Origin of the sequence: Brevundimonas diminuta (genome assembly GCF_022654015.1) — a bacterium.
Taxonomy (GTDB): Bacteria; Pseudomonadota; Alphaproteobacteria; order Caulobacterales; family Caulobacteraceae; genus Brevundimonas; species Brevundimonas diminuta_C.
Window position 1 is genome coordinate 546,465 of record NZ_CP073063.1, and the last position, 25,414, is coordinate 571,878.

Below are 25,414 nucleotides of genomic sequence, written 5' to 3' on the forward strand. Positions count from 1 at the left end.
ATGGCCGGCAAGCTGAACTTCTCTCTCGTCTCGCCGGAACGCGAGGTCTTTTCCGGCCTCGTGGACCAGGTCGATGCACCGGGCGTCGAGGGCGACTTCGGCGTTCTGCCGGACCATGCGCCCTTCATGACCGCCCTGCGCGAGGGTCTGGTGACCGTCTATAACAACGGCTCAAAGACCCAGTACGACGTTCACGGCGGCTTCGCTGACGTGAACGGCGAAGGCCTGACCATTCTGGCCGAACAGGCCACCGAGGTCGTCGCGGCCTGAGCCTGTCGATGGATCGAACGATTTGAGGCCTCCCGTTTCGGCGGGAGGCCTTTTTCGTGGGCGGCGGGCGCGCTAGGACCGGCCCATGACCGATCTCATCGACATCCACGGCGTCTGCGCACCCGGTTTTGAGGCCGTGCGCGACGCGTTCGCCGCCAACTTCACCGAGGCGCCCGAGGGGCTGAACGAGCAGGCGGCGCGGTTCAGCGTGCTGGTCGAAGGCGAGGCGGTCGTCGACCTGTGGGCGGGCCATGCGGATACGGCCAGGACGACGCCGTTCACCGATACGACCCTGACCTCGGTGTTTTCGACCGGCAAGGCGGTGATGGCCATTCTGATGGCGAGCGCGGTCGAGGCCGGGCAGATCGACTATGACCAGACGGTCGCCTCGCTGTGGCCCGAGTTCAGCGCGGCGGGCAAGGCGGACGTCACCGTCGCTCAGCTGATGAGCCACCAGTCGGGGCTGCCGGGCTTTTCCGAGGCGGTCGATCCGACGATATGGTTCGATGTGTCCGCGGTGCTGGCGCGTCTGGCGGCCCAGGCGCCGATGTGGGCGCCGGGCACGGCGTCTGGCTATCACCCGATCACCGTCGGCTATCTGGCCAATGAGGTCTATCGCCGGGCGACCGGGAGGACGATGGGCCAGGCGCTCCGTCAGGACTTCCCCGACTTGGACTTGTGGATCGGCCTGCCGGAAAGCGAGCATGAACGGGTGGCGCAGATGCGCAAGCCCACGGCGGCGCCCAGCCTGGGAACCATCGATCCGATCAAACAGGCGGCCTTCCTGGATCGCGGCTCGGCGCCGGGCGGGCGCGGTTCGGCGGCCTGGCGCGAGATGGAGATCCCCTCGGCCAATCTGCACGGCAGCGCCTTGGGGCTGGCGAAGATGCTGGGCGCGGTCGCCAATGGCGGCGCGCTGGGCGGCCGGTCGGTGCTGTCGGCGGGAACACTGGATCAGCTGACGCGCGAGCGCATCCACGGGCCGGACAAGGTGCTGCCCTATACGATCAGCTGGGCGGCGGGGCTGATGCGCAATGACGGGCTGAAGGTGTTCGGGCCGAACGACGCCTTCGGCCATTATGGCTGGGGCGGGTCGATGGCCATGGCGGATCCGTCGCGGAAGCTGTCGGCGGCCTATGTGATGACGCGCCAGTCGCCGCACCTGATCGGCGACCCCCGGCCCAAACGGTTGCTGGACGCGCTTTACGCCGCTTTCTGAGCCTGGCCGGGCGCGGTCAGCAGGCCGATCAGGCCGGCCAAGCCCGCGCAAGCGGCGCATGTCAGGATCACGGCCCGGAACGCCGCATGGAAAGCGTCGCGCACGACCGGCGTGATCTCGCCGCCCGACATGACCTGGGCCAGCTGGGCGCGCGCGTCAGGCAGGTTGGCGACCCCGGCGAAGACCGCCGACAGCACCAGGCCCAGGAGGGCGACGGCCAGAAGGCTGGCCACGCGCGCCACAGCATTGTTGACGCCCGAGGCCACGCCGGTGTGGCCCGCCTTGACCGCTCCCATGACCGTCGCCGTTAGCGGCCCGACCGCCAGGGTCATGCCGATCGCCAGCACCGTCATCCCCGCCAGCGGTCCGTCGACATAGCCCGCGCCCGGCGCAGGCACGGCGAGGAGCGCCAGTCCGATCCCGGCCAGGGCCGGCCCGACGCTGAGCGACAGACGCGCGCCAAACCGATCGGCGACCCGTCCCGCCAGGCCGGAGAACAGGCCCATGACGGCGGCGAAGGGCAGCATGGCCGCGCCGGCCTCGGTCGCGCTCCAGCCGTGAACGCGGATCAGATCGAAGGGCAGGAAGAACATCGCCCCGCCCAAGGCGAAATAGAGCAGCAGGGTCAGCAAATTGATCCCGCTGAATACCGAGGACGAAAACAGGCCCAGCGGCATCATCGGGTGGCTCTGGCGCGCCTCGGCCCAGACGAAGGCGGCCAGCAGCGCCGCGCCCCCGACCAGTCCGGCCAGGATCACGGGCGATGCGAACCCCAGATCGGGCGCGGCGGTCAGGGCCCAGGTCAGGGCGCCCAGGCCGGCGACGGCCAGAACCGCGCCCAGACCGTCCAGACCGCGCGCGTCGGGATCGCGGCTCTCGGGCGTGGCGGTCAGGGTCACGACGGCGGTCAGGATCGCCAGCGGGACATTGATCCAGAAGATGGCGCGCCAGTCGGCGGCGTCGGCCAGCCAGCCCCCGATCAGCGGCCCGACCATGCCGGTCAGGGCCCCGAACCCGGCCCAGGTTCCAAAGGCCTTGCCGCGCTCCTCGGGCGGGAAGGTCGCGCCGATCACCGCCAGGGCGCCGGGCGTCAGCAGGGCCGCGCCGATCCCCTGGATCGCCCGGCCGGCGACCAGAGCCTGGACGGTGGGGGCCAGGGCGCAGCCGATGGAGGCCAGGGCGAAGATCGCGACCCCGATCAGAAAGACCCGCCGACGGCCAAACCGATCGCCGGCCGCGCCGCCGATCAGAACCAGGGCGCCAAGCGTCAGCAGATAGGCGTTCGACACCCACTGGACCGCCGCAGTGCCGGCCGCGAGATCCCGCTGCACGGCGGGCAGGGCGACGCCCAGCGCTGAGCCGTCGATGAAGGTCAGGCTGGAGCCCAGCACCGTCGCAGCCAGCACCCAGCGTTTGCGCGCTGCCGACAGCGGATGGGCCGGTTCGGCGGCGGCGTGGACCTGTCCGCCTTCGCAAGGGCCCGGTTGGGCGGTCGTCATGGCCTCGCCTCCGTGTGGGCGAAGGCTACGCCGGTTCCGCCGTGGTCTTCAACGCCTCGCGTGCGGCGCGGCTGCGATTGAAGGCGGCCAGGGCGAAGACGCCGGCGCCGGCCCAGATGAAGACGAAGGAGACGATCCGCAGCAGGGTCAGCGGCTCGCCGGTCGCGACGCCGCAGGCAAACTGCAGCGTCGGGGCCAGGAACTGGATGAAACCCACCGTGGACAGGGGCAGGCGCCGCGCCGACCAAGCGAACAGCGCCAGCGGGATCACGGTCGCCGGGCCGTTCACCAGCGCCCATATCAGTCCGGACGGCGAGGCGAACCCGACCGCCTGACCGTGGGTGGTCAACCAGGCCAGGAAGACCGCACCGATGGGGAGCAGCACCAGACATTCCACGAACAGACCGGTCTGGGCCGAGGCGGGCACGCGCTTACGGATCACCGCATAGGCGCAGAAGGTGACGGCCAGGGTCAGGCCGATGATCGGCACATGGCCCAGGGCGATGGTCTGGATCACGACCCCGATGGCGGCCAGACCGATGGCGAGCGCGCTCCAGCGGTCGATCTTCTCGCGGAACAGCACGGCGCCGGCCGCCATGTTGAGCAGGGGATTGATATAGTAGCCGAGGCTGGCCTCCAGCGTCGCATGGTGCGTGGTGGCGAAGACGTAGAGGCTCCAGTTCGTGCCGATCAGCAGCGCGGACAGGGCCAGCCAGGCCAGGGTGCGCGGCGTGGCCAGCACGCGGCGCGCCTCTCCCCATTGCCCGGCCAGCAGCAGGACCAGGCCCGCCACGAAGACCGACCAGACCGCCCGGTGCGCCAGGATTTCGGGCGCGCCGAAGCCGTGCGCGGCCATCGCCATGAAGAGCAGCGGCAGCAGCCCCCACAGGGTGTAGCAGGCGATGGCCGTGCCGACGGCGCGGGGGTCGTTGGGAGAGGGGGTGGCGCTCATGGCGCGTATTCCTTTCACCCCCTTGCCGTCATCCTCGGGCTTGACCCGAGGATCGGGCGCGGCGGGCGTCTATGCGTCGCTCGTTCGCACCAGCGGCGCAACATCCGGTCCTCGGGGCAAGACGGAGGATGACGAAAGTGAGGATCAGACCGTGATCGAACGATATCCCGACGACGACTTGATCACGCCCGTCTCGTCCAGCAGCTGGGCGATCTGGACGGCGTTCAGGGCGGCGCCCTTGCGCAGGTTGTCGGACACGACCCAAAGGTTCAGGCCGTTCTCGACGGTCGGGTCCTTGCGGATGCGGCTGACATAGACGGCGTGTTCGCTGGCCGCGTCGACGGGGGTGATATAGCCGTCGTGCTCCTGCTTATCGATGACCAGCACGCCCGGCGCCTCGCGCAGGATGGCGCGGGCCTCGTCGGGTTCGATGGGGCGGTCGAACTGGACGTTCACGGCCTCGGAGTGACCCACGAAGACGGGCACGCGCACGCAGGTGACGGTGACCTGGATGTCGGGGTCCAGCATCTTGTGCGTCTCGTCCGACATCTTCTTCTCCTCGTCGGTGGAACCGTCCTCGAGGAAGGAACCGATGTAGGGGATGACGTTGAAGGCGATCTGTTTGGGGAACTTCTTGGGCGTGGCGTCGCCCAGGCCATAGATGGCCTTGGTCTGGTTCCACAGCTCGTCCATGCCTTCCTTGCCGGCGCCGGACACCGACTGATAGGTCGAGACCACCACCCGCTTGATCTTGGCCGCGTCGTGCAGCGGCTTCAGCGCCGTCACCAGCTGGATGGTCGAGCAATTGGGGTTGGCGATGATGTTCTTCTTGGTCGCGTCCTTGATGGCGTCCGGGTTCACCTCGGGCACGATCAGCGGCACGTCGGCGTCCTTGCGGAAGGCCGAGGAGTTGTCGATCACGATGGGACCGGCCTTGCCGATCTTTTCGGACCATTCCTTGGACACCGCGCCGCCGGCGGACATCAGGACGATGTCGACCTTTGAGAAGTCAAACTGTTCGATGTCCTGGCATTTGACGGTCTTGTCGCCGAAGGAGACCTCGACGCCCTTGGACTTGCGCGAGGCGATGGCGTGAATTTCATCGACGGGGAATTCCAGCTCCTCGAGGATGTTCAGCATTTCGCGGCCCACATTGCCCGTGGCCCCGACGATGGCGACGCGATAACCCATGTTTCTTGTCCTTCGGACGCGCTACCGCTGGGCCCACGGGGCCTCGCTGCTTGAGCGCATTGTAGTGATGGCCCTGCAAATAGGCGTTCAGGGCTGTGAAGCAATCGCTTTTCACTGTGCCGGGCTTTAAGCAGTCCTCCCATGACCTCCCGTATCCGCAACGCCTACGACATCCGCGTGGAAGAGGGCGTGCTGACGCCCGATCCGGCGCAGGAGAGCGTGATCACGGCGCTGGAGCGGCTGGAGGTCGATCTGGCCAAACGCGGCCTGTTCGGCAAGGCGCCGGAGGTGCGGGGCGTCTATCTCTACGGCCCTCCCGGACGCGGCAAGTCGATGCTGATGGACCTGTTCTATTCGGCGACGCCTGAGCCGCGAAAGACGCGCGCGCACTTCCACGCCTTCATGGCCCGCATCCACGACCTGGTGAAACAGTGGCGCGAGGGGGATGCGAAGACCCGCAAGGCCGTGTTCGGCACGCATAAGGGCGACGACCCCATCCCGCCGATCGCCAAGCTGATCGCGTCGGAAGCCCGGCTGCTGTGTTTCGACGAACTGCAGGTCACCGACATCGCCGACGCCATGATCCTGGGCCGGTTGTTCGAAGCCCTGTTCGAGGATCGGGTGGTGCTGGCCATCACCTCGAACCGCGCACCGGAGGACCTCTACAAGAACGGCATCAATCGTCAGCTCTTCCTGCCCTTCATCGACATCATCCGCGAGCGCTGCGTGGTCGTGGAGACGGCCGGGGCGCGGGACTGGCGGCTGGATCGGATGACCTCGGCCCAGGTCTGGCACACGCCAGACGACCGCGCGGCGTTCGAGGCGTTATGGCGCGAGCTGAAGGGGGGCGAACCGGAGGAGCCGGCGCACCTGAGCGTACTGGGCCGCGATGTGGTGCTGGAGCGCACCGTGGGGTCGATGGCGCGGGCGACGTTCGCGGAGCTGTGCGCCAGGCCGCTGGGGCCGCAGGACTATCTGGCCATCGCCCAGCGGTTCCATACCCTGTTCCTGGAGGACGTGCCGATCCTGAGTTCGGCCAACCACCACGAGGCGCGGCGTCTGGTGACCCTGGTGGACGCCCTCTATGAGGCCAAGACCAAGCTGATCGTGCTGGCGGCGGCCAAGCCGGAGGCCCTCTATACCGAAGGGGTGGGGGCGTTCGAGTTCGAGCGCACCGTGTCGCGCTTCAACGAAATGCAAAGCAAGGACTGGCTGGCGCACGTTCGCGAGTGATGACTAGGGTGTCGGCTGACCTTCGGAGTGTCTTCATGCGCCGTCTCGCCCTCGCCGCCGCCCTTTCTTTGACCTTATCGCCGCTGACGGCGGGAGGAGCGTTCGCCCAGACGGCGCCGTCTGCCGCCAGTCGCGGGCTGACGCCGGCCGAGGTCGCGACGTGGATCGCCGGGCTGGGCGGGCGGGTCGGTCCGGTGCAGACCGAGAACGGCCTGACCTTCTTCGCCGTGACCAATGCGGGCCTGACCTGGGCGGTCTTCTTCTACGGATGCGAGGCGGTTGGCTGCGGCGAGGTTCAGTTCAGCGCCGTGGTGCCGGGCGCCGGGGCGACGCTGGATGCGGTCAACGCCTGGAACCGCGACAACCGCTATCTAAAGGCCTTCCACACCGCCGCCGAAACGCCGACGGCGACGGTGCAGTACGACGTCGTCGTGCTGTCGGGCGAAGGCGTGGCGCAACTGGCGGACCCGCTGACGGTCTGGCTGCAACTGCTGCCCAAGTTTGCGGCAGGCATGGGCTACGTCGCGCCGCGATGAGCTGCCTCCCCCAACGGGAGAAGGGAAAAGAAAAAGGGCCTGCAGATCGCTCGCAGGCCCTTCGTCATTCGATGGTCGCGCCGCTTAAGCCAGCGAGGAATCGATGTCCTTGCAGGCTTGCAGCAGGCCCTGGACCGAGGCGACGGACTTTTCGAACATCGCCTTTTCTTCGTCGTTGGTGGTGAACTCGACGATCTTCTCAACGCCGCCGGCGCCGATCAGGGCGGGAACGCCGACGTAGAGGTCCGACAGACCGTACTCGCCCGACAGCCAGACGGCGCAGGGCAGGACGCGCTTCTGATCCAGCAGATAGGACTTGGCCATGGCGATGGCGGATTCAGCCGGGGCGTAGAAGGCCGAGCCCGTCTTCAGCAGGGCCACGATCTCGCCGCCGCCCTTGCGGGTGCGTTCGACGATGGCGTCCAGCTCGTCCTGCGACAGGAAGCCGGCTGCGACGGCGTCCGGCAGGGGCAGGCCGCCGACGGTCGAGTGGCGCACCATCGGCACCATGTCGTCGCCGTGACCGCCCAAGGTCCAGGCGTGGATGTCCTGGACCGACACGCCGGTCTTTTCAGCCAGGAAGTAGGCGAAGCGGGCCGAGTCGAGCACGCCGGCCATGCCGACGACCTTCTCCTTGGGCAGGCCCGAGAACTTCTGCAGAGCCCAGACCATGGCGTCGAGCGGGTTGGTGATGCAGATGACGAAGGCGTTGGGGGCGTGGGCCTTGATGCCCTCGCCGACGGCCTTCATGACCTTCAGGTTGATGCCGATCAGGTCGTCGCGGCTCATGCCCGGCTTGCGCGGCACGCCGGCGGTGACGATGCAGACGTCGGCGCCCGCGATGTCGGCATAGTCATTGGCGCCCTTCAGGGCCACGTCCTGGCCGAAGACGGCCGAGGCCTCGGCGATGTCCAGCGCCTTGCCCTGCGGGGTGCCTTCGGCGATGTCGAACAGGATCACGTCGCCCAGGGCTTCGCGCGCGGCCACGTGGGCCAGGGTTCCGCCGATCATGCCGGCGCCGATAAGGGCGATCTTCGCGCGAGCCATGGATGTCTCCGTTTATTGCGTGTGCGAAAGGGGATTAATCGTGCGGGCGGTCTAGACCCCTCGCGCGGCTGTCGCAAGAACCTCGCTTTACGGCCTTGGTCAGGCTTGCGAAGGTCCGGCGACAACCGGAGGACCTCGATGCGCCGTTCATTCGCTTTCGCCCTGCTGCTGGCGTCGGTCGCCGCGCCTGCGCTGGCCCAGACGCCGCCCGCGACGATCGGCGACCGCTATATCCCAGCGCCCTGGTGGATGCGTGATCCGGTGATCGCGTCGCTCGGCCAGGTGCGGGTGGAAATTCCCGCCAACCGCGCCTTCGTCTCGGCCAGCTTCCAGTCGGTGGACCGCAGCGTCGCCGAGGCCTCGCGCGCCGCCGCCGATCAGGTGCGGGCGCTGAGCCAGGCCTTGTCGGCCTATGGCGCCGACAAGGTGCGGGTCGAGACCAGCGTCACCACGCGCCCGCTCTATGACCAGTACCGCGACGAAAACGGGGTGATGCGCGACAACACCCGCGCTGACCGCGTGGCCCGCTATCAGGCCGACGCTTCGGTCAATGTGACGGTGCGCGACGTGCGCCTGATTGAGCGGGTCTATGCGACTATCGTGGCCTCGCGTCCGACCGCGATCGGACAGGTGAACTTCAACCTGGAGCCGGACAACAGCTGGAAGGCCAATCTGCAGGCCGAGGCGATGAAGGATGCGCGCCGCCGGGCCGAGGCGGCGGCGACCAATGCGGGCGCGACCCTGGGCCGGGTCAAGATCATCGATCCGTCGGGCCGGGTCTGTCAGACGGACGTGCTGGCGGGCTGGCCTTCGTACGCCGCAGGCGGCGGGCAGGAGACGACGGTGGACGACATCGTGGTGACGGGGTCGCGGTCGGAAGCGCGCATGGAATATGCCGCGCCGCCAGCCCCGCCCCCTCCGCCCGGAGGAGGGGCGCCCAGCGAAGCCCAGATCGAGGCGGCGCGGCTGGCGCTGCAACCCCCGTTGCAGGTGATGACCGACAGCGCCTGCGTCATCTATGGACTGAACTGATGGGGTTTGAGGTCGCGCCCGCCTTCGAGGCCGGATCGGTCGCCGCCGCCGAATGGCCGCTGTGCCATGTGCGGTTGCAGGACGACGCCCGCTTTCCCTGGCTGATCCTGATTCCGCGCGTCGAGGGCGCGGTGGAGCTGGAGGACCTGAGCGTCGAACAGCGGGCTACATTGATGGAGGAGACGGTGCGGGCCGGGGCGCTGGTTCGACGACTGGGCGCGGTCGAAAAGCTGAACGTCGGCGCCATCGGCAATGTGACGGCGCAACTGCATGTCCATGTGGTCGGCCGCCGCCGCGACGACGGTCTTTGGCCCGATCCCGTCTGGGGTCGCGGGCCGGTTGTTCCGTATACAGACGATGAGCGGGCGCGCAGGCTGGCGATCGCTGCCGGAAGCTAGATGATATCCAGCGGCACGGCGTGTTTCGGGGGCGGGAAGGCCGCATCCAGCCGTTCCAGATCCTCCAGATCGAACTGGATCTCCAAGGCGTCGGCGTTGGCCTCGACGTGATCGATGGAACTGGCCTTGGGGATGGCGATGACGCCGTCGTGGCGCAGGACGGCGGCCAGCGCCACCTGGGCCGGGCTGGCGGAATGGCGATTGGCGATGTCGCGGATCAGGGGCTGTTCCAGCAGTTCGCCGCGCCCAAGCGGCGAATAGGCCATCATGGGCATGTCGCGCGCCTGCATCCACGGGAAGAGGTCGAACTCCACGCCGCGCGAGGCGAGATTATAGAGCAACTGATTGGCGGCGCAGTCCTCGCCGCCCTCGATCTCCATCAACTGCTCCATGGCGCGCAGGTCCAGGTTGGACACGCCCCAGCGGGCGATCATCCCCTCGTCAACCAGATCGCGGAAGGCCTCGATGGTCTCTTCCAGCGGAACATGGCCTTCCCAGTGCAGCAAGTAGAGGTCCAGCCGCTCGACGCCGAGCCGTTCCAGCGACTTCTCGCAGGCTAGCATCATCTTCATCTCCGACGCGTTCTCGGGCCGGACCTTGGAGACCACGAAGACCTCATCGCGGCGTCCGGCGATGACCTCTCCCACCAGCCGCTCCGAGCGGCCGTCGCCGTACAGTTCGGCCGTGTCGATCAGGGTCATGCCCAGGTCGATGCCGCGCGCCAGGGCCTGCTGCTCCTCATCGCGCCAGGCCGGGTCGTCGCCCAGCTCCCAGGTGCCTTGGCCGAGGGCGGGAACGGTCGTACCGTCCGCAAAGGTGACGAGGCGGGTCATGTCCGTCCTGACGATAATGAGCGGCGAAGACGCCGTCGGAGGAAGCGATGCGAACCCGGCATATCAACACCGACGGTCTGGTCCAACAGGTTCTGGAGGCCGGGTTCGAGGATGACAACGCGCCGCTGGTCCTGCTGATCCACGGCTTTCCAGAACTGGGGATCAGCTGGCGCGCTCAGGTCGAGGCGATGTCGCAGGCGGGCTATCATGTCGTCGCCCCGGACATGCGCGGCTATGGCGGGACGGACAAGCCGGAGGGAGTGGAGGCCTATTCCATCCTGCATCTGGTCGGGGACATGGTCGATCTGGTCCGCGCGCTGGGCAAGGTGTCCTGCATCGTCGTCGGGCATGACTGGGGCGCGCCGGTGGCGTGGCATTGCGCCCTGTTGAGACCCGATCTGTTCACGGCGGTGGCGGGCCTGTCGGTGCCGTTCCAGCCGCGCCGACCCAAGGGACCGCCCACCGCCGCCATGGCCGCCATCTCGAAACGGGCCGGGCTGGGCGACCTCTACATCAGCCGGTTCCAGGCGCCGGACGCGCACCGCGCGCTGGACGCCGATCCGACGATGGCGCTGAGGAAACTGTTCTACGCCTATGACGGCGCGACGCCGGCTGAGCGCAGATCGACCGGCTTCATGCCCGACGGCGTGGCCCTGCTCGACACCATCGCCGACGATGCGACCCTACCGCCGTGGATGACCGAGGCGCATTTCGACGAATATGTGCAGGTCTTCTCAGCCAGCGGGTTCGAAGGACCCCTGAACTGGTATCGGGTGATGGACCTGAACTGGTCGCGGACGGCCTTCGTGCAGGACCAGAAGATCACGCCGTCCGCCCTGTTCATCGTCGGCGAGGACGACCCGGTGCGCCATTACGCCGGCGGGCATGAGGCGGGCCTGAAGGACTGGGCGCCGAACCTGATCCGCTCGGTGGTCGTGCCGGGCGCGGGTCACTGGATCCAGCAGGAACGGTCGGACGAGATCAACCGCCTGCTGCTGGATTTCCTGAAGGGCCTCTAGGCCGCCTGTTTCGTCGCCATCTGATCCCGCACCTCGGCCACGATCTCCAGGCTGCGGATGCGGGCGTTGTTGTCGAACATCATGCCGGTGACCATCAGCTCGTCCACGCCGGTCAGGGCGATGAAGTCGGTCAGCTGGCGCTTGACGGTCTCCGGACCGCCGATGGCGGAATAGAGCAGGCGGCCCTTGGCGCCCGCGATCTGCTGCGGCGTCAGGATCGCGGTGATGTCGTCGACGGGCGGCGGCAACTTGCCCGGCTTGCCGGTCGAGAGGCGGGCGAAGCTCTGCTGCATCGACGTGGACAGGCGCACGCCCTCGGCGTCCGTGTCGGCGGCGAAAACGTTGATCGCGGCCATGGCGTGGGGCTTGGCCAGGCGGTCCGAAGGCACGAACTCGCGGCGATAGAGCGCCAGAGCTTCCAGCAGCAGTTCGGGCGCGAAATGGCTGGCGAAGGCGTAGGGCAGGCCGAGCTGGCCCGCGAGCTGGGCGCTGAACAGGCTGGAGCCCAGAAGCCAGATCGGCACGCGCAGGCCGGCGCCCGGGACAGCGCGGACGGGCTGGTTTTCAGACGCCGGCTCGAACCACTGGATCAGCTCGACCACGTCGCGCGGGAACTGGTCTGCGCCTTCGAAATAGCGGCGCAGCGCCCGGGCGGTGGCGCCGTCCGTGCCGGGCGCGCGGCCCAGGCCGAGATCGATCCGGCCGGGGAACAGGGTCTCCAGCGTGCCGAACTGTTCGGCGACGACCAGAGGCGCATGGTTGGGCAGCATGACGCCGCCGGAGCCGACGCGAATGCGCTCGGTCCCCGCCGCGACATGGCCGATGACGATGGCGGTGGCGGCGCTGGCGATGCCGGGCATATTGTGATGTTCGGCCAGCCAGAACCGCTCATAGCCCAGTCGATCGGCCGCCTGGGCCAGGGCCAGGGTTTCATCCAGGCCGCGTCGGGCGTCGCCGCCTTCGACGATGGGGGAGAGGTCGAGAACTGAAAACGGGATCATGACGCCTAGATCGGGTCTGTGCCTCTGGGTTCAAGGGCGAGGGTCTGGAACCGCGACCGGATCAGGCGCTTTAAACTGATCTCGATAAGCGGAGCGATGCGCCATGACCGACACCGATTCCCCCAAGCCCGAACCGGATTGCGACGACGCCCGCGAGGCCGCCGACATGGGCGAAAAGCCGGATCTGGGTCACAAGGCGGATACGCTGATCGAAGCGCTGGACGGCAGCGATTCGGGATCGGACACGCGGGCAGGCTCGCTGCGCGGCGGTTCGGCAGCAGGCACGGATGACGACCCCGACTCCGCCGAGATCAACGACCGGCTGGCGAAGGAAGGCTCGAAGGACCAAGACGACGCCGCAGACTGAGCGGGCGCCTTGCCGCCGCCGCAACCATGCGCCACGGTGGCGCTCTGACCTTCCATCGGTCCAAGGACGACCTTTCGATGACGCTTCGCTTGGCGGCCCCCGCCGTCGTGGTTCTGTTTTGCCTCGCAGGATGTGATCGCTCGGCCCAACCGGTCGAGGCCAAGGCTGCGCCTGAAGCGTCGGCGCCGACCGTCGCCGATGCGGCGCCTCCCGCAGCCGAAGCGCCCGCCGTCGTAGGAGGGGCTGCGCCCGCCGCCGCCGACGGGCCGCCGTCCTTCGCCGTCGTGTATCCCGGCGCACAGGTGGACGGACAGCCGCTGGCCGCCGGCGGCGAGGCTGGGCCGGGCGGCCTGGTGACCTTCACCACCACCGCCTCGCCGGACGATGTCGTCGCCTTCTATCGCGAGCGCGCCGAGCAGGCGGGCCTGCGGTCCGTCGCCGGAATGAACCAGGGCGACACGCGCGCCTATGGCGCGGCGGCGGACGCGGTGAACGGCGCCTCGCTGCAGGTCGTCGCCACGCCGACCGAGACCGGCGTGACCTCGGTCCAGCTGGGCTGGAGCGCCGGTCAGTGAAGCGGGTCGCCGCCCTGGGCGCGGCGACGGCGATCCTGCTGGCCGGTGGGTGCGCCGGTGCGCCCAAGCCGGACGGCGCGATGCCGGCTAAAGGCTATCTGAGCGATGAAGTTGTCGTCCAATTGGCGAATGCCGTCCCGCCGGCCCCGGCTCCCGGGTCCGTCGCGGACATAGCGGACAAGGCGGCCTCGGCGCGGCTTGTCGCGCTGGAGGACGGCGACCGTTGGCTGCTCGCTACCGCCCATGCCGAGCTGCGTCCGCCCCTGGCCTTGCAACATTTCGATTGCGCCTTGGGTGTTCGTATGGGGTCGGCCGAGACGCCGGCGCTGGACCGGGTGATGGCGCGGATCTTCCACGATGCGAACAGTGCGGCCGAACGCGTCAAGGCGCGCCAGGCGCGTTTGCGGCCGGTCGGCGACGATCCCGACCGGCGCGCTTGCCAGACCCTGACACCGGCTGCGAAACGCAGCGCCTCCTATCCGTCCGGCAGCGCAGCGGTCGCGACGGCCTATGGCGAGGCCTTTGCGGCGCTGGAGCCGGACCGGGCGAAGGCCGTGCGCCGGATCAGCCATGAGATCGGGGTCAGCCGCCTGATTTGCGCCATGCACTATCCGACCGATGTCGTGGTCGGCGAACAGATCGGGCGAGATGTTGCGGCCAGAGCCGTCGCCAGCCCGGCCTTCCAGGCGGACATGGCGGCGGCGAGGGGCGAGCTGGCGGCTGCGCGTCGCAGCGGCCTGACCAATCCTGGCTGCGCGGCCGAGCGCGCGGCCCTAGCGATTCCTCTGCCCTGATGACGGCGGCGCTGGCCCTGGCCTTGCTGACCTTTCAGGCGCCGGCCGACAGACCGTGCACGCCGCAAGAGGTGGCGGCGCTGACGGCGCCATCGACGCAGCCGTATCGCCTGACCTGCCAAGCCGATCTGTCGGGCGTCGATATTCGCCGCCGCGTGCTGATCGAGGGCGCGGAAGGCTCAGGCGCGTCACTGGATTGCGGGGGCGGGACGATCCGCGCGCCGGGCCCGGCGACAACCTCCGCCCCGACCCTCGCCGTCTGGTCCCGCCGCGAGGGCGATCGGTGGTCGCGACCGGTCGATGTGACGATCCGAAACTGCACCGTCGTCGGCAATGTACGGATCTGGGGCATGGGAGCGGGCGGATCGATGCGCGACCTGCTGGCCTCGTCACGCACCGCGGGGCACACGCAAGCCGCCCAGTTCGCCGCGCCAATCCGCGTCACCCTGGATCGGATTCGGTTCGAGGGCGTGGGGACCATCCCCCTCTATATCGGGCCGGGGGTGACGCGCACCACGGTGACGCGATCCCGCTTTACGGGGCGCTCGACCGCCACCGCCGTCTATCTGGACGGAGAGAGCGCAGGCGCGCTGATCCAGGACAACGATTTCGATATTCGCACCGGGCGCGAACAGATCGCGGTGGACGGGTCGGGCGCCAACCGCATCGTCGGCAACCGTCTGGCGCTGCACGGCAGGGGCGGGGTCTTTCTGTACCGCAACTGCGGCGAGGACGGCGTGATCCGCCACCAGACGCCGTCCTATAATCAGATTACGGACAATCTGTTCACCGGCGCGGGCTGGTTGCGGCCGCGCGCGGTGGTGATCGGGTCGCGTGAGGGCGAGCGACGCTACTGCGGCGACGACCGGGGCTGGCCGTTCGGGTCCAGCGCGGACGACGGCGACGGGGCCACGGGCAATCTGACGGCGCGGAACATCGTGCGACGCTGATCGAGGCCTTGCGCACACCGGCGGTTCGGGGATGATTGCGGGACAGAGCGATCGGGGGATTGGATATGCGTTGGGTGTTGTTTCTGGCCTCCCTGGCGGCGGCCATCGGTTTGGCGGTGCTGGCCGCCCAGACGCCCAAACCCCTGCCCGCCTCGACGCCTGCGGTCCAGTTCTCGGCCGCGCGCGCGATGATGGACGTGAACCGGATCGCACGAGCGCCGCATCCCGTCGGTTCGGCCGAACATCGGCAGGTTCAGACCTATCTGGTCCAAAGGCTGACGGCGCTGGGGCTTCAGCCCAGCCTGCAGACCGGCGCCCTGTCGCCCGCCGCCGTCGCGCGGCTCGAGCGGGAGGGTGGAAATGCGGGCGGCGTCCAGGCCGTCAATGTCATCGGCGTCCTGCCGGGACGGAATTCGGCCCTGCCTGCCGTGGCCATTATGGCGCATTACGACACCTCGCCGACCTCGCCCGGCGCCGCCGACGACACCTCCGGGGTGGCCGCCATTCTGGAGGCCGTGCGCGCGATCAAGGCGCGGGGCGGGGCAGAGCGGACGCTGGTGGTCCTGTTCACCGACGCCGAAGAACTGAATCTGGACGGGGCGCGGGCCTTCTTCAGCGAACATCCGCTGCGTGACGACATCGGCGCGGTGATCAATCTGGAGGCGCGGGGCGGCGGCGGGCGCGCCATGATGTTCGAGACCGGACCCGGCAACGCCCAGACCATCGCGCGCTACGCCCAGGCGACGCAAAGGGCGACGGGCGGGCCGTCCAGCAACGCCCTGGCCATCTTCGTCTATCGGCTGATGCCCAATGGCACGGACTTCACCGTGGCGGCGGATCGCAAGCTGGCGGGGATCAATCTGGCCTTCATCGGCCGCCCGGCGCAGTACCATTCGCCGTCCTCGACGCCACAGGCGCTGGATCAGGGCAGCGTGCAGCATATCGGCTCCCAGGCGCTGGAAATGGCCGATGACCTTCTGCGGGCGCCAGCCCTGCCGCAGGCGACGCAGAACGCCGTCTATGCCGACGTCTTTGGCCTGTTCGTCGTGCAGCATTCGCCGGCGATCGGCTGGCTGCTGCTGATCGCGGGGGCCCTAGCCACGACCTTCGCCGCCTGGGGCGCGCGCCATGCGACGGGCTTGAGAGCCCTGTCGGTCGTACGCGGCGCAACGGATGGCCTGTGGCTGTTGGCCAGTGCGGTGGTGGTGGGACAGGCGGTGCGCGTCCTGGCCGGGCCGATCGGCCGTCGCGTGGATTCCGCCGACCTCTATTACACCTTGCTGCGTCGCCTGCCGGTTCTCGAAATCGCCGTGGCCCTGGCCATGCTCGGCCTGATTCTGATGCTGACCGCGGGGCGACGCCTGCTGGGCCAATGGGGCGCAGCTGGAGTGATACTGGCCGCATTCGCACTTTCAGCGGCGCTGGGCGGTTTCAGCCTGCCGGTCCTGGGGGCGACGGTGATCGCTCTGGCGCTCAGCCTGACGCGGCCAAAACCGCAGGACGCAGACGCCGTCTGGGGCGGCTGGCTGGGGCTGATCGTCCTGGCCCTGATCCTGGGCGGCGGGGTGCAGGCGGCGGCGGCGGAAGCCGCCTTCCTGCTGCTGTGGCCCGGTCTGATCGCCGCCCTGGCGGCCGCGTCGACGGCGGTGATCGGCGCCCGCTTCGGCTCGTGGGCGTCCTTCGCACCCGCCGTCGTCGCCACAGCCCTGGTCGGCGGGTGGTTGCTGGTTCAGGGGCACGGCGTCTTCCTGGGCGTCGGCATGGACATGCCTGGCGCGGTGGGGCCGATCGCCCTGATGATCGCGATGCTGGTCCGCCCGGTGGCGCCTCGATCGGGGCGGGCCTTGCCGATCTTCGCCGCCGCCAGCCTGGCGCTGGCTGTTGTGGTCGCCGTGGGGGCCAGGTTGGTCGCTTGATCCGGATGCGTTTCGCAGTCGTCCGAGCGATGAAACCCGGCTAAGCATACCGCTGCTGTTTCTGGGGGCCTCGGCGCGCTTGCACCATCTTCACGTCAATCCGTTCACCGTCCTGTCATTGGCGATTGCGATCCTGGGCGCGTGGACGGCTCTGGATCTGTTCAACCGAACCCGTGACCAGATCGGTGGGACAAGGTTGCGCTGGCTGGGCGTCGCCGCCTTGGCGTTGGGCGTCAGCATCTGGTCGATGCATTTCATCGCTATGCTGGGGTTCGAGGCCGAAGGACCCGTCTTCTATGATCCCGGCCTGACGCTGGTCTCCTTCCTGCTGGCGACGACCGGCACATCCGCGGCCTTCCTGACGGCGGGGACGGCGCAGGCCAGCCCCTTGCGACTAGCGCCGGCGGCCTTGCTGATGGGCGGGTCCATCGTCGCCATGCACTACGTCGGGATGGCGGCGATGCGGATGAACGCCGTCCTGAGTTACCAGCCCGTGCTTGTCGCCCTGTCTGTGCTGGTTGCGGTCGCCGCCGCCTATGCCGCCCTGATTGCGGCCCGCCAGGAGCGGAGCCTGGCCTGGCGCGCGGTCGCCGCCGTGATCCTGGGTCTGGCCATCGTGTCCATGCACCATGTCGGCATGGCGGCCCTGATCCTGACCCCCATCGCCGACGCAGGGCCGGTGGAGGGCGGAGCGTCGCCGGTGGTCTTGGCGGTCGCGGTGACGACCGGGGCGGTGACGTTGCTGTTTCTCGCGCTGGGCGCCTCGATCGTGGATCAGCGCGCCAATGTCCTGGCGGCCGTGGACGCGGGCGGCATCGGCTTCTGGGAAGCGACCCTGCCGATGAAGACGACGATGATGTCAGGCCGCGCGCGCGAAATCCTGTCCATCGACGCGGATAGCCGTCTGGGAGCCACCGAGATCGGCGACCGTCTGTCGCCCGAGGATCTGCCGCTGCATCGTCAGGCGCTGGAGCGCGCCCTGGCGGGCGAGGGCGAATATGATCAGGAATGGCGTCTGCCGGCCTCGGGCCGCTGGATCCATCTGAGGGGGCGCCTGATCCGCAGTCGTTCGGGCCGGCCGATCAAGATGTCGGGCGTCATCACCGACATCACCGATCGCCGTGAGGCCTTCGCCGCCCTGGCCGACAGCGAACGCTTGCAGCGACTGCTAATCAACGAACTGAATCACCGGGTGAAGAACACCCTGGCCACGGTGCAGTCCATCGCCCACCAGACGGCGCGGCGCACGCCGGATGTCGCCACCTTCACCGCCCTGTTCGAGGCGCGGCTCGTGGCCCTGTCCAACACGCAGAACCTGCTGACGGCCGCGAATTGGGAGCGTGTCGATCTGCGCGCCATGCTGGCTCAGGAACTGGCCCCCTATGCCGAGGAACAGGTTCGCCTGACCGGTCCGGCCGTCGAGCTGAACGCGCAGCAGACCCTGGGCATGGGCATGGTCTTTCACGAACTGGCGGTGAACGCCGCCAAATATGGCGCCCTGTCGAACGCCTCGGGCTGCGTGCGGGTCGACTGGTCCGTGGCGGAAGGCCATCTGCTGCTGGATTGGGTCGAAAGCGGCGGGCCGGCGGTGTCGCCGCCTCAGCGCAAGGGCTTCGGCTCGGTCCTGATCGACTCGACCATCAACCGTTCGCTGCACGGCTCGGCGGTCATGACTTACGACCCGGGGGGCGCCAGTTTCAGCCTCCGGCTTCCGCTCTAGCCTACGTCAAAAACGGTCGCAGGATTTGGATGTTCTCGTTTTGATCAGCGAGAACATCTTGTGAACCGGAACAAACCATGCACATAGTCGGCCTCACGAAACGGGGGCGGGTCCAGGCGGGTCTCTCCCAAGCTTAATGACAGGAATCATGGCAAGGGAGACGAAGGCAATGGCTTCACAGGCGGCACTCAAGTTGGTGGGCAAGGACGACGGCGACAAGCAACGCGCCCTGGAGGCGGCGATCGCGCAGATCGATCGCGCCTTCGGCAAGGGCTCGGTGATGAAGCTCGGCAAGGCCGGGCAGGTGAATGAGATCGAGAGCGTCTCGACCGGTTCGCTGGGCCTGGACATGGCCTTGGGCATTGGCGGCCTGCCGGTCGGGCGGGTGATCGAGGTCTTCGGCCCGGAATCCTCGGGCAAGACGACTTTGGCCCTGCACACCGTCGCCGAAGTGCAGAAGAAGGGCGGGGTCGCCGCCTTCGTCGACGCCGAACACGCGCTGGACCCGGTCTACGCCCAGAAGCTGGGCGTCAATCTGGACGATCTTCTGGTGTCGCAGCCCGACACGGGCGAGCAGGCGCTGGAAATCGTGGATACGCTGGTCCGATCGGGCGCCGTGGACATCGTGGTCGTCGACTCCGTCGCGGCCCTGACGCCGCGCGCCGAGATCGAGGGCGAAATGGGCGACAGCCTGCCGGGCCTTCAGGCGCGCCTGATGAGCCAGGCGCTGCGCAAGCTGACGGCCTCGATCTCCAAGTCGAAATGCATCGTGCTGTTCATCAACCAGATCCGTCACAAGATCGGCGTCATGTATGGCTCGCCCGAGACGACGACGGGCGGGAATGCGCTGAAGTTCTACGCCTCCGTGCGTCTGGACATCCGCCGCACCGGTGCGATCAAGAACCGCGACGAGGTGGTCGGCAACACCACCCGGGTCAAGGTGGTCAAGAACAAGGTCGCCCCGCCGTTCCGCGAGGTGATCTTCGACATCATGTACGGCGAGGGCATCTCCAAGCTGGGCGAGATCATCGACCTGGGCGTCAAGGCCGGCATCATCGAGAAGTCGGGCAGCTGGTTCAGCTATGACTCCACCCGGATCGGTCAGGGCCGCGAGAATGTGCGCGAGTTCCTGAAACAGAACCCGGACATCGCCGCCTCGATCGAAAAGAACGTGCGCGCCTCGACCAACAAGATCGCCGACGAACTGCTGGGCACGCCCGAGCCGGACGAAGGCCAGGACCTGGAAGGCTGACGCCAGCCTCCGAGGCTGGGCGGACTGTCGGAGTTCATCCCGGTCTCGGTCCGGTCTTTTCACCGCTACTCCGTCGCCCCTAGCGACCCGCCACTGACCCCGCGAAGGGCGGCGGAGCGACCCGCTCGACCTCGTGTCGGGCGGGTCTTTTTTGGTTTGGCCCACGTTTCTTTCGTCATTCCGGGTGCAGCGTAGCGGAGACCCGGAACCCAGCGGCGCCGAAGGTGAAATCTTTCCGCCGCACGACGGCTGAAGATCGAATCCACGACAGGTTCACGCTCTCGCGCGCCGCTGGGTTCCGGGTCTTCGGGCCAAGCGGCCCTAAGCCCGGAATGACGAAAGAAAGGTGGGCCAAACGAAAACGGGCGACCCGAAGGTCGCCCGTCCCATCTTGTATGGATGTCCGTGACCGATCAGGCGGCGGCCTTCTCCGGGGCGAACTTGCCGTAGAAGGTCTCGTTCTTCGCGGCCATGTCGCGCAGCAACTGCGGGACCTTGAAGCGGTCGCCGTAGGTCGCGGCCAGACGATCTGCGGTTTCGACGAACTTGGCCAGGCCGATGCCGTCGATCATGCTGATCGGACCGCCGGTCCAGGGCGCGAAGCCCCAGCCCAGGATGGCGCCCAGATCGGCTTCGCGCGGATCGTCTATGACGCCTTCTTCCCAGCAACGGGCCACTTCGACAGCCTGACGATACAGCAGGCGCGTCTTCAGCTCGTCGATCTGGGCGAAGGCCGTCGGCTCTTCCGGCTGGTCGATGCCCTTGGTGGTGGGGGCCAGTTCGCCCAGACCCTTCCAGATCGTCTTGGGCTTCTGATCGTAGTCGTAGAAGCCCTTGCCGTTCTTGCGGCCGAAGCGTCCGCCCTCGACCATCCTGGCGACGATGTCGGCGCCTTCCGACGGGACATATTTGTCGCCCAGGTCCAGCGCCGTCTGTTTGGCGATCTTGTAGGACAGGTCCAGGGCGACGTCGTCGTGCATCTCCAGCGGGCCGCGCGGCATGCCGGTCATGCGGCCGACATTGTCGATCAGGGCCGGGCCGTAGCCCTCTTCCAGCATCGCCATGCCTTCCATCAGGAAGGTGGAGAAGCAGCGCGAGGTGTAGAAACCACGGCTGTCGTTGACGACGATCGGCGTCTTCTTGATCTTCAGCACATAGTCCAGCGCCTTGGCGATGGCGGCCTGACCCGTCTTTTCGCCCAGGATGATCTCGACCAGCATCATCTTGTCGACGGGCGAGAAGAAGTGGATACCGATGAAGTCCTCGGGCCGCACCGAGGCCTCGGCCAGGCCGGTGATCGGCAGAGTCGAGGTGTTGGAGCCGAAGACGGCGCCCTCGGCCAGTTGCGCCTCGGCGCGCTTGGTCACGTCAGCCTTGATCTCGCGGTTTTCGAACACGGCCTCGACGACCAGATCGGAACCCTTGATCAGCTCATAGTCGGTCGTCGCCGTGACCGAACCCAGCAGGGCGTCATACTTCTCCTGCGTCAGCTGACCACGCGACAGGCGCTTCTTCAGCAGTTCCTCGACGTGGGCCTTGCCCTTGTCAGCGGCTTCCTGAGTCTGGTCGATCAGGATGGTTTCGATGCCGGCCAGCGCCTGCACATAGGCGATGCCCGCGCCCATCATGCCGGCGCCGATGACGGTGACCTTCTTCGGATCGGACTTCGGCACGCCGGCCGGGCGAACGGCGCCCTTGTCCAGTTCCTGTTTGGACAGGAACAGCGAACGGATCATGGCCTGGGCCTGCGGCGTCATCAGGGTCTTGATGAAGTAGCGGGTCTCGATGCGCAGGGCCGCGTCCATCGGCACCTGAGCGCCTTCGTAAACGGCCTTCATCAGGTTCACCACGGCCGGATAGTTGCCGTAGGACTGTTTGCGCAGCATGGCGTTGCCGACCATGAAGTTCTGGATGCCGGCCGGGTGATAGGGGCCGCCGCCGGGCAGTTTGAACGACTTCTCGTCCCAGGGCTGGACGGCCTTGCCGCCGTTCTTGATCCAAGCCTTGGCGGCCTCGACCGACTGGCCCTTTTCGACGACTTCATGGACGATGCCGGCGCCCTTGGCGTCGTTTGGTCGGAAGGATTTGCCCTCGCTCATCGCCATCATGGCGCTCTGGACGCCGACCAGACGGGTCAGGCGCTGGGTGCCGCCGCCGCCGGGGAACAGGCCGACCTTGATCTCGGGCAGGCCCAGCTGGATCTTGTTGTCGTTCTCGACCACGCGGTAGTGGGCCGCCAGGGTGAACTCCAGGCCGCCGCCCAAAGCCAGGCCGTTGATCGCGGCCGCGATCGGCTTGCCCGAGGTCTCCAGCGCACGGAAGGCGCCGTTCAGCTTCCAGCCGGCGTCGAACGCCTTTTGCAGGTCGCCGCCGCCCGACAGCACGCCGCCGGCCATGTCGCCCAGGTCCGCGCCGGCGCAGAAGCCCGAGGCCTTGCCCGAGGTGATGACGGCGCCCTTGATGGCGTCGTCGGTCTTGATGCGTTCGACCAGTTCGGGGATTTCCTTCATCACCGAGGACGTCAGGGTGTTCATCGAACGGCCCGGAACGTCGAAGGTGATCAGGGCGATGCCGTCGGCGTCGACGTCGATCTTGAAGTTTTCCATATCCATTTGCTCCCGGATCAGACGCGTTCGATGACGGTGGCGGTGCCCATGCCGCCGCCGATGCACAGGGTGACCAGAGCGGTCGACTTGTTCGAGCGCTCCAGCTCGTCCAGCGCGATGCCGGTGATCATGGCGCCGGTGGCGCCGAGCGGGTGGCCCATCGAGATGCCGCCGCCGTTCACGTTCATCTTGGCGTGGTCGATGTTCAGCGCCTGCATGTAGCGCAGGACGACGGCGGCGAAGGCCTCGTTCAGCTCCCACAGGTCGATGTCGTCGGGCGTCATGCCCAGCTTGTTCAGCAGCTTGCGGGTCACATATTCAGGGCCGGTCAGCATGATCGACGGCTCCGAGCCGATCGAGGCGCCGCCCAGGATCTTGGCGCGCGGCTTCAGGCCCAGGGCCTGGCCGGCTTCCAGCGAACCGATCAGCACGCCGGCCGAACCATCGACGATGCCGGACGAGTTGCCCGGCGTGTGGACGTGATTGACGCGTTCGACCTCGGGGTAGCGCTGGTTGATCACGCCGTCGAAGGCCATTTCGCCCATCATGGCGAAGGAGGGGTTCAGGCCGCCGAGCGCCTGCATGTCCGTGTTCGGACGGATCGTCTCGTCATGATCCAAGATGGTCAGGCCCAGCTGGTCCTTGACGCCGATCACCGAATTCTTGAACCGGCCCTCGGCCCAGGCCTTGGCGGCGCGCTTGTGGCTTTCGACCGAATAGGCGTCCACGTCGTCGCGGCTGAAGCCGTATTTGGTGGCGATCATGTCCGCCGAGACGCCCTGCGGCACGAAATAGGTCGGGAAGGCCGAGGAGGGGTCGGTCGGCCAGGCGCCCATGTCCGAACCCATCGGCACACGGCTCATGACCTCGACGCCGCCGCCGACGGCGAAGTCGGCCTCGCCGGACTTCACCTTGGCCGTCGCCATGTTCACGGCTTCCAGGCCCGAGGCGCAGAAGCGGTTGATCTGGACGCCGGCCGTATATTGCGACCATCCCGCCGAGAGCACGGCGGTGCGCGCGATGTCGGCGCCCAGTTCGCCCACGGGCGTGACGCAGCCCAGGATGACGTCATCGACCTTGGAGGTGTCCAGGTCGTTGCGGTCGCGCAGGGCTTCCAGCACCTGGGTCGCCAGGCTGAGGCCGGTGATCTCGTGCAGCGAGCCGTCCTTCTTGCCCTTGCCGCGCGGCGTGCGGACGGCGTCGTAGATATAGGCGTCAGCCATGGAAGTGCGTCTCCATCTTTGGGCCCATCCTCAACGTGCGGCAGGTCGCGGCACGACGGACAGGGCGGTTCCAAGCGTGGACGCCAAGAACCCTACGTTTACGTCAACGTCAAGTAATAAGCCGCGTGATCGCGGCCGCTTGAGGCGGATGCTTCGACGGACTGACGGTATGAGAGCGTGGGAACGCCGGCCGAGCGCCCGCGGTCAGCGCGGCGGAATACGAGTGGCTGCGCCGGTGATCTTGCAGGCGTACTCGGTCTGCGGACGCCCGGTCTGAACGCCCGTCGGCGTTAGAATGCCTTGGTCCCGCGTGCAGGCCGCTTCCAGGGCGTTCAGTTCCTGCTGATAGCTATTGGTCGCCCCCATCGTGCCGCAGCCCGAAAGCAGCGGCAGGACGACGGCGGCGGAAAGGATGAGGATACGCATGGTTTGGTGCTCCCTTTGGAGCGTCAACCGCTCCGCATAGCCCCCCGGCCCTCGAAGACTACTGCGCTGCGGCCAGCCTGACCAGCTTGCCGTTCTGCTCGTCGGTGATGGCCCAGACCGATCCGTCGGCGCCGACCGCCACGTCGCGAATGCGTTCGCCCAGGTCCGTCAGCAGGCGCTCTTCACCCACCACCCGGTCGTTCTGGATGACCAGACGCGCGATATGTTTTTCCTTCAGGCCTGCGACTAGCAGGTTGCCGTCCCAGCTGGGGAACATAGCGCCCTGATAGAAGGTGGCGCCGCCGGGCGCGATCACCGGATCCCAGTAATAGACGGGCTGTTCGGTGCCGTCCTTTTTCGTCGCGCCGCTGTTGATCGCGCCGCCCGCATATTCGACCCCGTAGGCCGCATCCGGCCAGCCGTAGTTGGCGCCGGCCTTGTCCAGATTGACCTCGTCGCCGCCGCGCGTGCCGTGTTCGATGGTCCAGATGGCGCCCGTTCTCGGTTGGACGGCGACGCCCTGAACGTTGCGGTGTCCAAGGCTCCAGATTTCCGGCAGGGCGCCGGCGCGGCCGACGAAGGGGTTGTCCTGCGGGACTGTGCCGTCGGCGTTGATGCGGATGGTCTTGCCCATGTGCGAGCCCAGATCCTGCGCCTGGGGCCGCATCGGCTTGTCCGAGCGTTCGCCTAGGGTGATGAACAGCTTGCCGTCCGGCGTGAAGGCCAGGGACGACCCGAAATGCTTGTCGCCGTCATAGACGGGCAAGGCGCGGAAGATGACCTGGACGTTCTCGACGCGCGATCCGTCGTCCGACAGACGCCCGCGCGCGACCGATGTGGCGTTGCCGCCCTCGCGGGGTTCCGCATAGCTCCAATAGATCATACGATCCTGCGCGAAGCTCGGTCCGACGACGACGTCCAGCAGGCCGCCTTGACCGCGCGCATCGACGGCGGGCAGGCCCGTGACCGGTTCGCCGACCTGGCCCTGGGCGGTGATGATGCGCAGACGGCCCGGCTTTTCAGTCACCAGCCAGCGACCGTCGGGCAGGGCCGCCAGACCCCAGGGGTGGACAAGGCCCGAGGCGACCACCGTGTGGGTCATGGCCTGTTCGGTCTTGACGCCCGGCGCGCGGGTCTGGCCGGCGAAGGCCGGTTGCTGATCGGGATTGTTCGCCGGACGGGTTTCCAGCGGGGCCCCGGCCTGAGGCGCAGCGCCGGGGCTTTCGCTATTTGCGCCACAGGCGGCGGCGAGAACGAGCAGGGATGTCGAGGCGGCGGCGACGATCAAGCGCATGAAGAGCGAACTCCGGCTGGGCTCAGGGCAGTCGTTAGGAAACGGCGAGGCCAGCGTTACC

Annotated in this window: 24 protein-coding genes; 14 read left to right on the top strand and 10 right to left on the bottom strand. The window is 67.8% G+C overall.

The genetic code is table 11. From position 1 onward, the window contains the following. Complete coding sequence (locus KAK88_RS02600) at positions 1-270, top strand: ATP synthase F1 subunit epsilon (RefSeq protein ID WP_039243854.1); 270 nt, start codon at positions 1-3, stop codon at positions 268-270. 85 nt (positions 271-355) lie between these two features. Next, positions 356-1,489: a serine hydrolase domain-containing protein gene (locus KAK88_RS02605; RefSeq protein ID WP_242077759.1), complete on the top strand. Its 1,134-nt coding sequence runs from the start codon at positions 356-358 to the stop codon at positions 1,487-1,489. On the opposite strand, the gene KAK88_RS02610 is transcribed toward KAK88_RS02605, so the two are convergent. The 3 genes from KAK88_RS02610 to KAK88_RS02620 form a co-directional block, all read right to left on the bottom strand. Beyond that, the gene (locus KAK88_RS02610) at positions 1,474-2,988 is read right to left on the bottom strand and encodes a DHA2 family efflux MFS transporter permease subunit (protein WP_242077760.1); all 1,515 of its coding nucleotides are present in this window, start codon (positions 2,986-2,988) and stop codon (positions 1,474-1,476) included. The two genes, KAK88_RS02605 and KAK88_RS02610, sit on opposite strands and share 16 nt — an antisense overlap. 25 nt (positions 2,989-3,013) lie before the next feature. After that, complete coding sequence (rarD, locus tag KAK88_RS02615) at positions 3,014-3,940, bottom strand: EamA family transporter RarD (RefSeq protein ID WP_242077761.1); 927 nt, start codon at positions 3,938-3,940, stop codon at positions 3,014-3,016. A 144-nt stretch (positions 3,941-4,084) separates the two neighbouring features. After that, positions 4,085-5,131, bottom strand: a complete 1,047-nt coding sequence (locus KAK88_RS02620) for an aspartate-semialdehyde dehydrogenase (protein ID WP_205682335.1) — start codon at positions 5,129-5,131, stop codon at positions 4,085-4,087. Between the two features lie 141 nt (positions 5,132-5,272). Here KAK88_RS02620 and zapE point away from each other — a divergent pair, with 141 nt between their 5' ends. Further along, positions 5,273-6,364, top strand: coding sequence for a cell division protein ZapE (gene zapE / locus KAK88_RS02625; RefSeq protein ID WP_242077762.1), 1,092 nt, complete (start codon positions 5,273-5,275; stop codon positions 6,362-6,364). A 35-nt stretch (positions 6,365-6,399) separates the two neighbouring features. Then, positions 6,400-6,900, top strand: a complete 501-nt coding sequence (locus KAK88_RS02630; RefSeq protein WP_242077763.1) for a YbjN domain-containing protein — start codon at positions 6,400-6,402, stop codon at positions 6,898-6,900. Positions 6,901-6,984: 84 nt separating this feature from the next. On the opposite strand, the gene mdh is transcribed toward KAK88_RS02630, so the two are convergent. Next, on the bottom strand, positions 6,985-7,947 hold the full coding sequence (gene mdh / locus KAK88_RS02635; RefSeq protein ID WP_045809972.1) for a malate dehydrogenase: 963 nt from the start codon (positions 7,945-7,947) through the stop codon (positions 6,985-6,987). A 138-nt stretch (positions 7,948-8,085) separates the two neighbouring features. Here mdh and KAK88_RS02640 point away from each other — a divergent pair, with 138 nt between their 5' ends. Together KAK88_RS02640 and KAK88_RS02645 are read left to right on the top strand one after the other, a co-directional pair. Continuing rightward, the gene (locus KAK88_RS02640; protein WP_242077764.1) at positions 8,086-8,979 is read left to right on the top strand and encodes an SIMPL domain-containing protein; all 894 of its coding nucleotides are present in this window, start codon (positions 8,086-8,088) and stop codon (positions 8,977-8,979) included. Beyond that, positions 8,976-9,377 (top strand): HIT domain-containing protein, encoded by a 402-nt coding sequence (locus KAK88_RS02645; protein ID WP_431307212.1) that lies wholly within the window; start codon positions 8,976-8,978, stop codon positions 9,375-9,377. The genes KAK88_RS02640 and KAK88_RS02645 overlap by 4 nt, the downstream gene beginning before the upstream one ends. On the opposite strand, the gene KAK88_RS02650 is transcribed toward KAK88_RS02645, so the two are convergent. Then, a complete protein-coding gene (locus KAK88_RS02650; protein WP_242077766.1) occupies positions 9,374-10,210 on the bottom strand; it encodes an aldo/keto reductase in 837 nt (278 codons plus the stop codon). The genes KAK88_RS02645 and KAK88_RS02650 overlap by 4 nt on opposite strands. A 47-nt stretch (positions 10,211-10,257) precedes the next feature. Between KAK88_RS02650 and KAK88_RS02655 the strand changes: the two genes are divergently transcribed. After that, the gene (locus KAK88_RS02655) at positions 10,258-11,229 is read left to right on the top strand and encodes an alpha/beta fold hydrolase (RefSeq protein ID WP_242077767.1); all 972 of its coding nucleotides are present in this window, start codon (positions 10,258-10,260) and stop codon (positions 11,227-11,229) included. On the opposite strand, the gene KAK88_RS02660 is transcribed toward KAK88_RS02655, so the two are convergent. Beyond that, complete coding sequence (locus KAK88_RS02660; protein WP_242077768.1) at positions 11,226-12,230, bottom strand: LLM class flavin-dependent oxidoreductase; 1,005 nt, start codon at positions 12,228-12,230, stop codon at positions 11,226-11,228. The two genes, KAK88_RS02655 and KAK88_RS02660, sit on opposite strands and share 4 nt — an antisense overlap. Before the next feature lie 103 nt (positions 12,231-12,333). On the opposite strand from KAK88_RS02660, the gene KAK88_RS02665 reads away from it, so the two are divergent. From KAK88_RS02665 to recA, 7 genes are all read left to right on the top strand, one after another. Continuing rightward, positions 12,334-12,597 (top strand): ribonuclease, encoded by a 264-nt coding sequence (locus KAK88_RS02665; RefSeq protein ID WP_242077769.1) that lies wholly within the window; start codon positions 12,334-12,336, stop codon positions 12,595-12,597. 77 nt (positions 12,598-12,674) lie between these two features. Then, positions 12,675-13,172 (top strand): hypothetical protein, encoded by a 498-nt coding sequence (locus KAK88_RS02670; RefSeq protein ID WP_242077770.1) that lies wholly within the window; start codon positions 12,675-12,677, stop codon positions 13,170-13,172. Next, positions 13,169-13,966 carry a phosphatase PAP2 family protein gene (locus tag KAK88_RS02675; RefSeq protein ID WP_242077771.1) on the top strand — a complete coding sequence of 266 codons (798 nt, stop codon included), beginning with the start codon at positions 13,169-13,171 and terminating at the stop codon, positions 13,964-13,966. The genes KAK88_RS02670 and KAK88_RS02675 overlap by 4 nt, the downstream gene beginning before the upstream one ends. After that, positions 13,966-14,916: a right-handed parallel beta-helix repeat-containing protein gene (locus tag KAK88_RS02680; RefSeq protein WP_242077772.1), complete on the top strand. Its 951-nt coding sequence runs from the start codon at positions 13,966-13,968 to the stop codon at positions 14,914-14,916. Before KAK88_RS02675 ends, KAK88_RS02680 begins: the two co-directional genes overlap by 1 nt. Positions 14,917-14,981: 65 nt before the next feature. Continuing rightward, positions 14,982-16,832, top strand: a complete 1,851-nt coding sequence (locus tag KAK88_RS02685) for a M20/M25/M40 family metallo-hydrolase (RefSeq protein WP_242077773.1) — start codon at positions 14,982-14,984, stop codon at positions 16,830-16,832. A 79-nt stretch (positions 16,833-16,911) separates the two neighbouring features. Then, a complete protein-coding gene (locus KAK88_RS02690; protein ID WP_242077774.1) occupies positions 16,912-18,552 on the top strand; it encodes an MHYT domain-containing protein in 1,641 nt (546 codons plus the stop codon). Positions 18,553-18,721: 169 nt separating this feature from the next. Further along, a complete protein-coding gene (gene recA / locus KAK88_RS02695; protein WP_242077775.1) occupies positions 18,722-19,804 on the top strand; it encodes a recombinase RecA in 1,083 nt (360 codons plus the stop codon). 413 nt (positions 19,805-20,217) lie between these two features. On the opposite strand, the gene KAK88_RS02700 is transcribed toward recA, so the two are convergent. From KAK88_RS02700 to KAK88_RS02715, 4 genes are all read right to left on the bottom strand, one after another. After that, positions 20,218-22,410 carry a 3-hydroxyacyl-CoA dehydrogenase NAD-binding domain-containing protein gene (locus KAK88_RS02700; protein ID WP_242077776.1) on the bottom strand — a complete coding sequence of 731 codons (2,193 nt, stop codon included), beginning with the start codon at positions 22,408-22,410 and terminating at the stop codon, positions 20,218-20,220. A 17-nt stretch (positions 22,411-22,427) separates the two neighbouring features. Continuing rightward, entirely contained in the window at positions 22,428-23,633 is a 1,206-nt protein-coding gene (locus KAK88_RS02705; protein ID WP_161639913.1) for an acetyl-CoA C-acetyltransferase, read from the bottom strand. Positions 23,634-23,837: 204 nt separating this feature from the next. Further along, the gene (locus tag KAK88_RS02710; RefSeq protein ID WP_039243873.1) at positions 23,838-24,059 is read right to left on the bottom strand and encodes a hypothetical protein; all 222 of its coding nucleotides are present in this window, start codon (positions 24,057-24,059) and stop codon (positions 23,838-23,840) included. A 58-nt stretch (positions 24,060-24,117) separates the two neighbouring features. Next, a complete protein-coding gene (locus tag KAK88_RS02715; protein WP_242077777.1) occupies positions 24,118-25,353 on the bottom strand; it encodes a PQQ-dependent sugar dehydrogenase in 1,236 nt (411 codons plus the stop codon). Positions 25,354-25,414 lie beyond the last annotated feature (61 nt).